The 13,621-nt window shown below is 39.7% G+C and carries 13 protein-coding genes; 4 read left to right on the top strand and 9 right to left on the bottom strand.

Annotated elements, in window-relative coordinates:
• Positions 1-90 precede the first annotated feature (90 nt).
• The 6 genes from BCAMP_RS14750 to BCAMP_RS08200 form a co-directional block, all read right to left on the bottom strand.
• On the bottom strand, positions 91-1,170 hold the full coding sequence (locus BCAMP_RS14750) for an insulinase family protein (RefSeq protein ID WP_035314952.1): 1,080 nt from the start codon (positions 1,168-1,170) through the stop codon (positions 91-93).
• On the bottom strand, positions 1,167-3,014 hold the full coding sequence (locus BCAMP_RS14755) for an insulinase family protein (protein ID WP_084038711.1): 1,848 nt from the start codon (positions 3,012-3,014) through the stop codon (positions 1,167-1,169). The genes BCAMP_RS14750 and BCAMP_RS14755 overlap by 4 nt, the downstream gene beginning before the upstream one ends.
• An 80-nt stretch (positions 3,015-3,094) precedes the next feature.
• Positions 3,095-3,778, bottom strand: a complete 684-nt coding sequence (locus tag BCAMP_RS08185) for a YjjG family noncanonical pyrimidine nucleotidase (RefSeq protein WP_035314953.1) — start codon at positions 3,776-3,778, stop codon at positions 3,095-3,097.
• Positions 3,779-3,863: 85 nt separating this feature from the next.
• Positions 3,864-4,589, bottom strand: coding sequence for an amino acid ABC transporter ATP-binding protein (locus BCAMP_RS08190; RefSeq protein WP_035314954.1), 726 nt, complete (start codon positions 4,587-4,589; stop codon positions 3,864-3,866).
• A complete protein-coding gene (locus BCAMP_RS08195; protein ID WP_156921194.1) occupies positions 4,582-5,250 on the bottom strand; it encodes an amino acid ABC transporter permease in 669 nt (222 codons plus the stop codon). Before BCAMP_RS08195 ends, BCAMP_RS08190 begins: the two co-directional genes overlap by 8 nt.
• Positions 5,251-5,283: 33 nt before the next feature.
• Positions 5,284-6,072: a transporter substrate-binding domain-containing protein gene (locus BCAMP_RS08200; RefSeq protein WP_035314955.1), complete on the bottom strand. Its 789-nt coding sequence runs from the start codon at positions 6,070-6,072 to the stop codon at positions 5,284-5,286.
• Between the two features lie 321 nt (positions 6,073-6,393).
• On the opposite strand from BCAMP_RS08200, the gene BCAMP_RS08205 reads away from it, so the two are divergent.
• The 4 genes from BCAMP_RS08205 (at position 6,394) to BCAMP_RS08220 (ending at position 11,476) form a co-directional block, all read left to right on the top strand.
• Positions 6,394-7,605 carry an NAD(P)/FAD-dependent oxidoreductase gene (locus BCAMP_RS08205; RefSeq protein WP_035314956.1) on the top strand — a complete coding sequence of 404 codons (1,212 nt, stop codon included), beginning with the start codon at positions 6,394-6,396 and terminating at the stop codon, positions 7,603-7,605.
• A 141-nt stretch (positions 7,606-7,746) separates the two neighbouring features.
• The gene (locus tag BCAMP_RS08210; RefSeq protein ID WP_035314957.1) at positions 7,747-9,222 is read left to right on the top strand and encodes an aldehyde dehydrogenase family protein; all 1,476 of its coding nucleotides are present in this window, start codon (positions 7,747-7,749) and stop codon (positions 9,220-9,222) included.
• 194 nt (positions 9,223-9,416) lie between these two features.
• Complete coding sequence (locus tag BCAMP_RS08215) at positions 9,417-10,892, top strand: aldehyde dehydrogenase family protein (RefSeq protein WP_198015754.1); 1,476 nt, start codon at positions 9,417-9,419, stop codon at positions 10,890-10,892.
• A 152-nt stretch (positions 10,893-11,044) separates the two neighbouring features.
• On the top strand, positions 11,045-11,476 hold the full coding sequence (locus tag BCAMP_RS08220; RefSeq protein ID WP_035314959.1) for a GNAT family N-acetyltransferase: 432 nt from the start codon (positions 11,045-11,047) through the stop codon (positions 11,474-11,476).
• Between the two features lie 117 nt (positions 11,477-11,593).
• On the opposite strand, the gene BCAMP_RS08225 is transcribed toward BCAMP_RS08220, so the two are convergent.
• The 3 genes from BCAMP_RS08225 to BCAMP_RS14385 all read right to left on the bottom strand — a co-directional run bounded on the left by BCAMP_RS08225 (position 11,594) and on the right by BCAMP_RS14385 (position 13,615).
• Complete coding sequence (locus BCAMP_RS08225; protein ID WP_035314960.1) at positions 11,594-12,145, bottom strand: NADPH-dependent FMN reductase; 552 nt, start codon at positions 12,143-12,145, stop codon at positions 11,594-11,596.
• Positions 12,146-12,447: 302 nt separating this feature from the next.
• Positions 12,448-13,275, bottom strand: a complete 828-nt coding sequence (locus BCAMP_RS08230; protein WP_232217957.1) for an MFS transporter — start codon at positions 13,273-13,275, stop codon at positions 12,448-12,450.
• Positions 13,226-13,615: an MFS transporter gene (locus BCAMP_RS14385; protein WP_232217958.1), complete on the bottom strand. Its 390-nt coding sequence runs from the start codon at positions 13,613-13,615 to the stop codon at positions 13,226-13,228. Before BCAMP_RS14385 ends, BCAMP_RS08230 begins: the two co-directional genes overlap by 50 nt.
• Between the last annotated feature and the right edge of the window lie 6 nt (positions 13,616-13,621).

A 13,621-nucleotide genomic window follows, 5' to 3' on the forward strand; every position in this document is an offset into this window, starting at 1 on the left:
TAAAAAAACGTATACGACTAATGCGTATACGTTTCAGATTGTAGACAAAGTCTAATTAAACATCTACTAGAATATTAAAAATTGAACAAACTACAGTTCACGGAGGTGATCAAACAACTCACTTTGGGCATCGATTTGATCACTGTTCCCAAACACACATACTTTTGCATCTTCTAAAGCATCTGCAAACATGTTTGCCATCTCACGAATATCGGCTGCTGTTGTACTCAATATTTCATCACGGGTTTGTTGGATATCAGCCAATTGCAGACCTTTTTGGTAGCGTGCCACTGCACGTGCGCCTTTTTGACGGGCTGATAATGGCATATCCATGCTTCCCATTGTGCCAATAATGTATTTTGTCATTTCGTAATCACTCGCATCAAAGGCACGTAAATAAGCGACCACTTTATCATACACGGCCAACGTGTCGACTAAGTTTGGATCACGATATGACCAGAATAACCATTTGCCATTGTCTTGCATCACAAAGCCCGATCCATAGGCGCCACCTAAGACACGCACTTGGTTCCATAAATAATCATACGATAAAATCTTCTTCAAGACGGTAATATGACCGGAATATGGATATTTGGTCTGATCAATGAGACCACCTTTAACAACATACTGTACTTTGCTCGACGTTTTTAAGCCTTCGTTAATTGAAGGATTTAACGGATACGTTCGATTGGCATCAGCCTTGTTATCACTATGAGGTAAGTCTATCGTCGCAAGAGCTGCCACAACTTCATCATAAATCACTTGGTCACCCGTAATCGCGACACTTAATGCTTCTTTACTAATTAATTGCGTAAGTAACTCATTCAATTTTAATTGAACCGTGGCAAAATCGGTTTCTAATGCAGTTGTTAATTCACAAATAAAATCATAGTAACCTAAACCACGAATATCTTCTGAATAGTTACTAACAGGTTCCACATACGATGCTAAACGAGCAGCAGCAATATTATGACCGGCTTGGTTCATACTCATTTCGATGCGCGACTTGATAATTTGGACAATTTCAGTGATGCGTTTTTGATCTTCAAAGCGCGTGTCTTTTAAGATGTCCATCACAAAAGTTAAGCCCGAACGGATGCCTCCTTGCAGGATTTTTGTTTTAACTGCAAAATACGTTTGGAATTTTTCAGACGGTACTTTTTCACTCAAAATACTGTTATAAAACTAGTTCCTCCCGTCACAATGTTCAACTCATTCGAAAGCGCTCCATAACTATATTTACCTGTTGCAAGTTGTCCGACTAAATCTTCGAGTAACCCAAGATAAGGAATATCAGCTTGTGCGATATGAGATGTATTAAACATCAGTGTCAAATAAGCAATTTTATTTGTATTGGTTTCATAGAACATCACTGGGATTTGATCAGCTGCGCTCAAAGCGATTGGATAATCGGTCGCTTGCGGTTCAACGTCAGTGCGTGCTAACATCGGTAGCTTTTGTAAATCGAACTCCGTATCCACACTTTCTTGTAACGCTTTCAGCGTTTGATTGTCTGCAACAAGTTGAGCAACTTCGGCTTCTGTTAACCCCGCTTTAAAGTCATTCAATTCAGCTGCGACTGCCTCATTCAGTTCATCAGCCAATGTATGTGATGGTTCAACAATCACTAGACTTTCATGTAAACTATTGAGGAAATAACGATCGATTAACTTTTCAAAATAAGGCGAATGAAGGGCATTTTTAACACCTGCCAACGTTTTTTCATATTGTAAATGTGTCGTTGGTTTACCATCATACAACCAACTATCCATCGCACGCATCGAATAGATTAACCCTTTTGGCATTGAGCCAAAATCAGCTTCACGCAATTGGAATTCTTTCAAGGTAATCGCTGATTCAATCAGCTCTTTGTCGATACCGTCAGACACGAGTTTTTGTAACGTTTCTCGTACAACAGTTTGAAAGCGTGCTTGATCACTCGCATTGGCATTTTTAATGACAATACTAAAGAACGGTTGTAGCACACCATTTTCATACATCCCAAACACATCATTACCTAATTTGGCATCAAGTAAAGCTTGTTTCAATGGTGCAGCTGAACTTTCTAATAAAATATACTCTAATACGTCTAAAGCGAAGTAATTTTCAGCATCAAAAATATCAGAAATAACATAGTTTAGACTGAGGTACGTTTTATCTTCTAATGTTTCAGTCGGCAATACTGCATACTGCTTGACCTCAACATTTAAATCACCTAATGCAAGTTGGTAAGGAAGAGCTGTCGTATTTTCTACCTGTTGATACTGTGCTAAATAAGCTTCATCTAAGAATGCTAACTTTTCTAGTAAATCAAGGTCTCCTGCAAGCGTAATATAACTGTTAGATGCGTTGTAGAAACGTTTATAATCCGCAACAAATTGTTGATAACTCAACGAAGGAATTGCAACAGGATCGCCACCTGATTCATAGCGGTATGGTGTATCAGGAAAGAGTGATTTTTGAATACTGCGCATCAAGATTTGTTCCGGCGATGAGAAGACACCCTTCATTTCATTGTAGACAACACCTTTATAACTAATATCTGCATCCGCACGCGTTAACTCATGATGCCAACCTTCTTGCTGTAAAATCGTTTCTTTTTCAGTCAATAAAGGATTAAAAACCGCATCTAAATATACATCCATTAAGTTTTGGAAGTCCTTGTCATTTTGACTCGCAATCGGATACATCGTTTTATCGCTGAACGTCATTGCATTTAAGAACGTATTAAGCGACCCTTTTACCAACTCGACGAAAGGTTCTTTTAATGGGTATTTTTTAGAACCACATAAAACAGAGTGTTCTAAAATATGGAACACGCCGGTGTCATCTTCTGGTGGCGTCCGAAACGAAATCGAAAACACTTTATTTGTATCATCATTTTCGATATAAAGCAGTTTTGCCCCACTCTTATTATGAGTAAAGCGGTGAACCACTGATTCGATTTCAGCAATTTCTTCACGTTCTTCATACTTAAAACCATGGTAATTTGCAGCTAGTTTTAAATCTAACATCTATTTCCTCCTAGTGAATACTCTATTTGTTCAATGATTCTATTATAGCAAATTAAACGGGGCATTTAACCTATTACGACTTATAGCGTGAGCCCTATGACTTCATCTAAATGTGCTATTTCAAATGTTGGCGTATAACCCTGACTATCTTTACGTGCCGGATTATACCAACAGGTGGCGATCCCCGCCATATTGCCGCCTTTAATATCAGAGGTGAGCGAATCACCAATAATCATTGTGTCTGCCTTATTAAACTGCGGAATCCGTTCAAATACATGATCAAAGAAGCCCGACATCGGTTTTTGAAACCCAGTATCTTCTGATACAAAGACATCTTTAAAATAAGGCATCAAACCCGAATCAGTTAAGCGACGATACTGTGTACTTGAGACGCCATTCGTTACAACATAAAGCGCGACCTGCTGATGTAATTTTTCAATTAATGGTCTTGCACCCTCGATTAAAAAATGCCCTTCTGCTAAATACTCGCGAAAACGCTCATCACAAACAGACCCATCTCGTGCAATTCCGAGTTCATCAAAGAGTTGCTGGAAACGACCAGAAACAACTTCTTGTTGCGATATTTGGCCCTGTTCAAAGCGACGCCACAGGTGATGATTGATTATTTGATAGCGTGTTTCAATGGCAGATGATAAAGTGACTTGTTCGTGAGCAAATAATTTAATTAAGGCCGCTTTTTCTGTCGCTGCGAAATCGAGCAACGTGTCATCGACATCGAATAATAAGGTGTTATAGGTTGGCATAAGTACTCTCCTTTATACATAAGAAACGTGCTAACATTTTTGTTAGCACGTTCGAAATTACTATTTCTAACAGCTTTAGTTTGGCTTACAATACTTTTTCTAAGAAAATTTTAGCACGTTCAGATTGTGGTGCTTCGAAGAAAATACTTGGTTCTGTCTCCTCGATAATTTTGCCTTCATCCATAAAAATAATTTTACTCGATACGCGTTCAGCAAAGGCCATTTCATGCGTAACAATCACCATTGTAATACCTGTTGTGGCTAATGATTGAATCACTTCGAGTACTTCTTTAACCATTTCTGGATCTAACGCCGAAGTCGGTTCATCAAACAAGAGGTATTTCGGTTTCATTGCTAAGGCACGTGCAATTGCCACCCGTTGTTTTTGACCACCTGATAATTTCGATGGGTACACATCGGCTTTGTCGGCTAAGCCAACTTGTTGTAGCAATGCTTCAGCCTCTTTTACAGCCTGTGCCTTTTCGATTTTACGGACCTTAATCGGAGCATAGGTAATGTTTTCAAGCACTGTTTTATGAGGGAATAAATTAAAGTGTTGAAACACCATGCCGACTTCACTACGCATTTGCATCACTTGTTTCTCTTTTAATAATGTGATGTTTTGCTCATCGATAAAAATAGCACCCGTCGTTGGTTCACCGAGCAAGTTGATTGTCCGAAGGAGGGTTGATTTGCCAGAGCCTGATGGTCCAATAATTGTGACAACTTCACCATCATTAATTGTTGTCGTGATATCTTTTAAAACATGTAATTTACCAAAACTTTTATTAACGGCTTCCATCTTAATCACTGCGACCCAGTCTCCTTTCAATTAACGAACCAATGAACGTCAAGATCATTGTTAAGCAGTAGTACACAATAAATGCCACAATCATTGGTGGGAAGTACATGTACATATTTGCTGAGACAATTTCTGCACGACGCATTAAGTCTGTTACAGCAATGGTTGATACGATTGCTGATTCTTTTGTTAACGTAATAAACTCATTCATTAAAGCCGGTAGGATGTTTTTGATTGCCTGCGGTAAAATGATATCTAACATTAGTTTACCATAAGGAACGCCCAAAGCCTTACCTGCTTCATACTGCCCTTTATCAACCGCATTTAATCCAGAACGGATGATTTCAGACATGTAAGCTGCTGAATTCAAAGAAAAGGTAATGATTGCAGCTGTTAATGGTTCAATATCGAAGTGAAATAATTGTGGTAACGCTAAGTATACGAGTGATAATTGCATAATTAACGGTGTGCCACGAAAAATCGAAGTATAAAAACGAGCGAATAAGCTCAATGCTTTCAATTTACTAATTTTGAAGATTGCTAAGATGATTCCTAATATAAAGCCAAACAAAGCGGAGAAAAAGGCAATTTGTAACGTAACCCACACACCGTTTAATATATAAGGAATCGATGGTTTTAACTGATTAAAAACGTCTATCATACCTTGCATGCCATCGTTCACTCCTTCCAATTTTTGCGATGCTTATTGACCGCCACTTTTAATCCATTTTTCAACTAATTTATCCATTTCGCCATTTTCTTCCATTTCTTTCAATACTTTATTGAAGTCAGCTGTTAATTTGCTGCCTTTAGGAAGTGCGATTGACATTGGGTCACCTGTTTCTAACGAATCATCTTCAACATTAAACTGTGCTAAACGATCTGAATCCTTCGTATAACCATAGGCAACAGTGTCTACTGTAATAATCGCATCGAGTTTGTTACCAGCCATTGCTTCAACCATCTCGTTTACTTTATCCCATTGTTCCACTTTCATTGGTGCTTTTTTGTTCAAGTCTTCAGCTAAAGCAGCTTGTGTCGAACCGATTTGAACGCCGACTTTTTTACCTTTTAAATCGGCTGTTGTTTTAATGTCGCTACCTTTTGGCACTAACACAACTTGATGTGAGGTGAAATAAACACTCGAGAAATCAACTTGTTTCGCACGCTCTTCGTTTTTAACCATACCCGCCATAACGAAATCAACGCTTTCTTTATTCAAGGCAGCAATTAAACCACCAAATTTTTGATCTTTAATTTCTAAGTTGTAACCTAATTCTTTTGTGATGTATTTTGCAACATCAATATCAAATCCAACGATTTCATTTGTTTTTGTATCAACAGATTCAAATGGTGGATAATCGGCACTTGTACCCATCACAATTGTTTTCTTGCCGTCTTCACTTTTCTTTGTTGGTGCCTCTGCATTCGCACCACAAGCCGCTAACACAACCAATAATGCCGTCATCATCATTATTATAACTTTTTTCATTTTTCATTTCCCCCATCTATTTGTTTTTAGTTTATCATTTATCATTTCGCTTCTATATTTAATTATATTACCTGTAATATTTATGCACGTCAAGTCCTTTTTATAAATAAAATGATGTTTTTATACAAAATACAGCCTTTTTATTCGTATTTTTATACATTTATGCATTAATTTATATTTTCAGATATTTCATTTGATAAATTATAATGAAAGATACTTATCAAAATCATGTTGTTTTTTTAAATTGTAAGACGCTTACAACTGCGTTATACTAAGGTTGTGTCAAATTTTTGTCATCAATGGCAAAAGGAGTTGAGTAGGTTGGGTAAGAAAAAAATCGTCATTTTAGGTGCTGGCTATGGTGGTTTACGGGCACTAAAAAGATTACAAGACTTAAAGCCAGATGCTGAGCTTATTTTAGTTAATAAACACAGTTATCACTGTGAAAAAACAGCCTTACATGAAGTTGCAACGGGAGCTGCTAATCCCGGCGATATTTGTTATCCTGTCTCAAGTGTTGTCGACCCTCATTACACAACATTTATTGAAGCGACAGTTTCACAAATCGATCATCAAACAAAAATGGTTTTATTTGATAATCACGAAGCCCTCACTTATGATTATCTACTCATCGCCCTCGGTTTTGAATTTGAATCGTTTGGCATTGATGGATTAAATGATTATGCGTATCAAATTACAAATATTCCATCTGTCAAAAATATTTATGACCAATTAAATGAAAAATTACGGGCATTACAGCCCGAAGAAACGCTCTCAATTGTTGTTGGTGGTGCAGGTTTCACAAGCATCGAATATATCGGTGAACTAGTCGAACAACTGCCCTTCCTTACAAAAGCAGCGAATATAAAACGCAATCAGGTCAAAGTATCGTGTATCCAATCAAATGTTTTACCGATGTTTTCACCTGAATTAAGTAACTACATCATTAAGAAACTTGAGAAAAAAGGCGTCACCTTTATTAAAGGTCGTGTTGCTAAAATAACGGTCGATAGCGTCTATCATAAACTTGACCGTGACGCGGCAACGAGTTCGATTGAACCTGCTGATATGTTTGTTTGGGCCGGTGGTGTTCGTGGTAGTTCTGTTATTACAAACTCAAACTTCACATCCGATCGTGGACGTGTCTTGGTTCATAAAAACTTAACGGTACCGGATTGTCGAGATGTAATGATGATTGGGGATTGTTCCATTGTGATGGATGAAACAACCGGCTTTCCTTATCCAACTACTGCCCAAATCGCAATGCAGCAAGCCGATTGTGCCGCCAACAATATTGCAGCCTTACTCAAAGGGGGCAATCTAAAAGAGTTTATTTATCGACCAAAAGGCACTGTTTGCTCAATTGGCCGTCATGATGCCGTTGGTGTCGTCATGGGGAAACAATTACGCGGCGTTACTGCCTCAGTCTTAAAAAAGGTGATTGATACACGATCAATTGTTTTAATCGGTGGCGTCGACACTGTCCTCAAAAAGCAAAAGATTTTCCGCAAGAAAAGCATGTATACTGTTTAAGATACAGACACCATTCAAGATGACCATTCGGTCATCTTTTTTTGTTCGCAAGCTGTTTCGTTTTACAAACAGATTACAGTTCGTTAAACTTTACTTGTAAGCGTTTTCTACCATTACTTCAAATCGAAAGGATGATGTGAAATGCAAACAAGACTAGATGAACGATACGGTTTATTTATTAACGGTGAATGGGTTATTCCTAAAGGAGCCATCTTTATGAACGCTACTAATCCAAGTAATGGCGACATATTATCACAGTTTATTGATGCCACTGCGACTGATGTTGATAACGCAGTTGTCGCTGCCACTGCTTCCTTTAATGATTGGAAAGCTGTAGATGTCGTAACCCGAAGCAACATGCTCTTGAAAATAGCTGATTTAATCGACTCTAATTGTGAGCGGCTCGCCCTAATTGAAACGCTCGATAACGGTAAACCGATTAGAGAAACAACAACGATTGATGTGCCACTTTCAGCTGATCACTTCCGTTATTTCGCCGGTGTCATTCGCACCGAAGAAGGCAGCGTCAAAGACTTTGATAATGATACCCTCTCGCTTGTTTTAAACGAACCGATTGGGGTTGTAGGTCAGATTATTCCCTGGAACTTCCCTTTGTTAATGGCCGCTTGGAAGCTGGCCCCCGCCCTTGCTGCTGGTAATACCTTAGTTATTAAACCTTCCTCAGCCACAAGTTTAAGTTTACTCGAGTTGTTCAAATTAATGGCAGAGGTGTTACCTCCAGGTGTCGTTAATTTAATTACCGGCCGTGGCTCAGAATCGGGGCAAGCACTGTTAGAACATCCTGGTTTTGCTAAACTCGCCTTTACCGGTTCAACTGAAATTGGTTACGAGGTCGCTAAACATGCTGCCAATAAGCTGATACCGGCAACCTTAGAGCTTGGTGGAAAATCAGCCAATATCTTTTTTGATGACATGCCGTTTAATCGTGCGCTTGAAGGAGCACAACTCGGCATTTTATATAATCAAGGTCAAGTCTGTTGTGCTGGCTCACGTATTTTTGTTCAAGCCGGTGTTTATGACCGCTTCATTGCCGAACTGAAAAAAGCATTTGAACAAGTAAAGGTGGGACTCCCTTGGGAGAAAGAGACTCAAATGGGTGCTCAAGTTAATCAACGTCAACTCAAAAAAATCACTGACTATATTGCAATTGGTCAAAAAGAAGGCGCAACACTCTTAACTGGTGGCGTAACGCTAGCGATTGATGAACAAGCTAATGGGGCTTTTTTAGCACCGACCCTCCTCACCAATGTGACACCTTCAATGCGTGTCGTCCGCGAAGAAATTTTCGGACCGGTTGCTACTGTCATAAAATTCGAGACGATTGATGAGGTCATTGCACTCGCTAACGACTCGGAGTATGGTCTCAGTGGTGGTGTTTGGACAACTAATCTCAACACAGCACTTAAAGTGGGACGTGGTCTTCATACTGGACGCGTTTGGGTCAACACTTACAACCAAGTCCCTGCTGGCTCACCTTTCGGCGGTGTGAAAAAATCTGGGATTGGACGCGAAACCCATAAAATGATGTTGGCTGCTTATACGCAAACAAAAAATATTTATATTAGTACCAAAACCGAAACAGAAGGACTCTATTAACAACAACGCACTCACTGTTAATTACTAGGCAACAAGCTAGCACTTTTATTAACCTTGCTAGCTTGTTTTTTGTTAAGCTCCTTTGTTTTACAAATAGCATGAACTGTACTATACTTTACTTTGTAAGCGCTTACCAAAAGAGAAGCGTCACGTTTCACTACATACTCAATTCAACTACGAAGGGAAGTTTTATGATGACAACACTTATTGACAAACGTTACGGACTATATATTGATGGACAATGGCAAACAGCAAATGATGCCCGATTTATTACTGCCGAAAACCCAAGTAATGGTGAACCATTAGCTGAATTCGTTGATGCGACACATGCTGATGTTGACCAAGCGGTCGCAGCTGCCCATCTTGCTTTCAAAAGTTGGAAAAAGGTTGATGTTGTAAACCGCAGTAAAATGTTACTTAAAATCGCTGACCTAATTGATGCTAATACCGATAAGTTAGCCATGATTGAAACGCTCGATAATGGTAAACCAATTAGAGAAACCTCAACGGTTGATGTACCCTTAGCTGCCGATCACTTCCGCTATTTTGCGGGTGTTATCCGTGCTGAAGAAGGCAGTGTTAAAGACTTTGATGAAGATACATTATCGCTCGTTTTACGTGAACCAATTGGTGTTGTTGGGCAAATCGTCCCTTGGAACTTCCCTATCTTAATGGCAGCTTGGAAAATAGCACCTGCGATTGCTGCAGGAAACACCTTAGTAATTCACCCCTCTTCTTCAACAAGTCTGAGCTTGCTTGAATTATTCAAACTATTGGATCAAGTACTACCTGCTGGAGTCGTTAACTTAATAACAGGTCGTGGTTCTGACTCTGGGGACTACATGTTGAAACACGACGGCTTTGCCAAACTTGCCTTCACTGGTTCGACTGAAATTGGTTACGAAGTCGCGGAGCAAGCTGCCAAACGGCTCATTCCTGCGACCTTGGAATTAGGTGGGAAATCAGCCAACATTTTCTTCGATGACATGCCGTTTGATCGTGCTATTGAAGGGGCTCAACTGGGAATTTTATTTAACCAAGGTCAGGTTTGTTGTGCCGGTTCACGTATTTTTGTCCAAGAAGGTATTTATGACAAGTTCATCGCTGCCTTAAAAACTGCCTTCGAAAAGGTTAAGGTTGGCTTACCGTGGGAAATGGATACGCAAATGGGTGCCCAAGTGAATATGCGTCAACTAGAAAAAATCAAAGACTATGTTGCCATTGGTGAAGCTGAGGGGGCTACCTTGATTACAGGTGGTGTTTCCTTAGAAGTTAACGGCAATCGTAACGGGGCCTTTTTAGCGCCCACCTTATTGGCTAATGTTACAAATGATATGCGCGTCGCTCAAGAAGAAATCTTTGGCCCCGTTGCAACGGTCATTAAATTCAAAACAATCGACGAGGTCATCACACTCGCTAATGATTCTGACTATGGTTTAGGAGGCGGTGTGTGGTCGACAAATATTAACACCGCACTTAAGGTCGCACGTGGCATGGAAACAGGCCGTGTTTGGGTCAATACGTATAACCAAATTCCAGCCGGAGCTCCTTTTGGCGGTGTTAAGAAATCAGGCATTGGTCGTGAAACACATAAGATGATGCTCGATGCTTATTCACAATCAAAAAACATTTATATTAGCACAAAAGAAGCGACCGACGGACTTTATTAACTAAGACTGTTAGTCTTAGCTGTTCGTAAAAAGGCGTTTACTTTTAATTATTTTCAATGCTATCGACTTGATATACAATCGGACACAGCCGAAAGCGGCTGTGTTTTTTATGCTATAATTGAGCATAACTTTCAATACTTAGGAGGATTTTGATGAAACTGATTGAGATTAAGACCACAGAACAACTACAGGCTGCATTCGCAATTCGGATGGCGGTTTTTGTTGATGAACAAGGTGTTGCCCCCGACAATGAACTTGACGCCTACGATACTTTAACCGCTGCTCATCATTTTCTCTTAACTGACGGTGAGCGCCCCGTTGGTACGGCTCGGCTACGATTTATCGCAAATGATACCGCTAAACTCGAACGAATTTGTGTGCTTGCAAATCATCGGAAAGGTGGCATGGGACGTTTAATTATCGACGGACTTGAAGAACATGCGCGTGCTCATCAGCAAGTTAGAGCAATTCTTCATGGACAAACACAGGCTGAGGTTTTCTATAATAAACTCGGCTACGAAACCGTCTCAGCTGTTTTTTACGAAGAAGCTATTCCACATGTTGAAATGAGTAAAAACTTATAGACCATAAATTAAAAGGAGTAAATCAGTAACGACTGATTCACTCCTTTTTGGCTATTTCACAGTAACTTCATCGTCGGCAAATCGTCGCTTGCCTTACCCTTCCAATAGCTTCAAAGTTTAATGAGCTGCTTTCACTTTTCGCTCTAACTGTTCGGCACCCGTAACGAGTGCAAGAGCCAGTTCCTCTAAACGCTGTAAACAGTTCGGGGTGATAATCGCATCATTCGCATAGTCTGCCTCTTCTAAAAAAACATAGGATGGCAGTAAATCCGCCTTCATATAAGATAAAATCGGTTTTAACTGTTGTTCTACCATCAAGAAATGTTTTTGTGATCCCGCTGTGACAATAATCCCGACCTTCTTCTGCTTCAAGGCATCAATCGGTAGTAAATCAAAGACATTTTTTAACGCACCGGGAATTGAGGCTTGAAATGTTGGTGTTCCGACAATAATTGCATCGGCAGCCATCAACGTTTCAGTAACATAGCGTGTATCACCTGTATAGGTCTCATAGGGTCTTCCATCACTATACACAAGCTCATAGTCACTAATATCAATTAAGGTTACCTGATGTAATGGGTACCTATTTCGTAATGTTGTTAACGCATGATCCATCGCTATTCGCGTTTTCTTACCAACGACAGCACCTGTTAATCCGACAATATTCACTTTCTCTCTTCCTTTCAAAACGCATTACTTTCTCTTCTTCCCCATTATAACGACTCTTGTTTAAAAGCTCTGTAATACTGCTCAAAAAAAGACAGTTGCCACGTGGCAACTGTCTTTTTTGAGCAGTATTCTATGTTAAGGACTATTTCGTCCGCCAAACTTTCACACAAAAAATAACACTAATGAGTAATCCTAACGCGATGATAAGTAAAAGGCTTACTGCCATATCAATTCCTCCGAATCCTTTATGGTTTAATTTTAGCATAAATAAGACCACTATTATGTGAGGATAATGTGACGTTTTAGGTTGACTGTCTTTCTTTACGACCATGTAACACATAATAGAGCCCCATTCCAAGTAACACATAACATGCAAGTCCTAAGTAGACGCCGTGAAAACCAGAGGCAGGAATGATGTATCCTAATAAAAACGGACCAATACCATAGCCTAAGTCGAGGCAAATAAAATAGGTTGAATTTGCCAAACCCATCCGTTCTTTCGGAGCCAGTTTAACGGCTAAGGCTTGCGTTGTTGACTGAAAATTACCGTAGCCTAAGCCCATAATTAAAGCCGCTAACAAGACAAACGACATTGTTGTTGCTTGACTAAGAATCGCAAATCCTAAAGCGAATAAAAGCAAGGATGGATACACAATGACATTAGCCCCTCTACTATCTAATAGGCGTCCTGAAAACGGTCGTGAGATTAAGACAATTAAGGCATAGATGAGAAAATATAAACTCCCCGCTTGAATCATCTTTAATTCAGCTGTAAAATTCGTCATAAATGAGAGCACACTGGAATAACCTAATGCCATAAAGAACATCACAAGCGCGATTGGTAATGCCGATTTTTCAACGTAATCACTGAGTTTGAAGCCTTTTAAACTTTGCACTTTTTTTAGTGGAGGTGCCTTAACAAAGAACATCGCGATTAAGCATAATACACCGATGATAAATGAAAAGGTAAAAATACTTGTGAATCCGAGACGATTCATCATCGCAATGCCGATTAAAGGGCCGATCGCAGTCGAAACAACTGTACTTAAACTAAAGTAACCAATGCCCTCACCGGCACGACTAGCTGGAATAATTAACGAGATGATTGTTCCCGTCGCTGTCGTTGCCACACCAAAACCGAGGCCATGAAAAAAAACGTACGACCATGAGTGATACAAGTGATGTTGCAAAAAAATAACAGAGCGTCATCACTAAAAATAGCGCCATGCCAAACCAGAGCATACGGATTAAACCAAGCTGATTGATTAATCGACCTGCAAGGAGACGTCCAATGACTGAGCCAATAATAAAGATACTCGCGACGAGCCCACCAAGACTTGTCGAAGCATGATACACACTCATTGCATAACTTGCCATCGTCACCAGCATTAAATACATTGAGAGTGTTAAAACGAAGTTGACGACGGAGGTAGCAATAAAATTGCCGGTAAATAATCTCTCTTTTTCCATCTGCTA

Origin of the sequence: Brochothrix campestris FSL F6-1037 (assembly GCF_000525915.1) — a bacterium.
GTDB classification, from domain to species: Bacteria; Bacillota; Bacilli; order Lactobacillales; family Listeriaceae; genus Brochothrix; species Brochothrix campestris.

Excerpts from the sequence above, each read along its gene's own strand:
- BCAMP_RS14755 (WP_084038711.1), bottom strand. The coding sequence starts at position 3,014 with ATGTTAGATTTAAAACTAGCTGCAAATTACCATGGTTTTAAGTATGAA.
- BCAMP_RS08185 (WP_035314953.1), bottom strand. The coding sequence starts at position 3,778 with ATGCCAACCTATAACACCTTATTATTCGATGTCGATGACACGTTGCTC.
- BCAMP_RS08195 (WP_156921194.1), bottom strand. The coding sequence starts at position 5,250 with ATGCAAGGTATGATAGACGTTTTTAATCAGTTAAAACCATCGATTCCT.
- BCAMP_RS08200 (WP_035314955.1), bottom strand. The coding sequence starts at position 6,072 with ATGAAAAAAGTTATAATAATGATGATGACGGCATTATTGGTTGTGTTA.
- BCAMP_RS08210 (WP_035314957.1), top strand. The coding sequence starts at position 7,747 with ATGCAAACAAGACTAGATGAACGATACGGTTTATTTATTAACGGTGAA.
- BCAMP_RS08215 (WP_198015754.1), top strand. The coding sequence starts at position 9,417 with ATGACAACACTTATTGACAAACGTTACGGACTATATATTGATGGACAA.
- BCAMP_RS08220 (WP_035314959.1), top strand. The coding sequence starts at position 11,045 with ATGAAACTGATTGAGATTAAGACCACAGAACAACTACAGGCTGCATTC.
- BCAMP_RS14385 (WP_232217958.1), bottom strand. The coding sequence starts at position 13,615 with ATGGAAAAAGAGAGATTATTTACCGGCAATTTTATTGCTACCTCCGTC.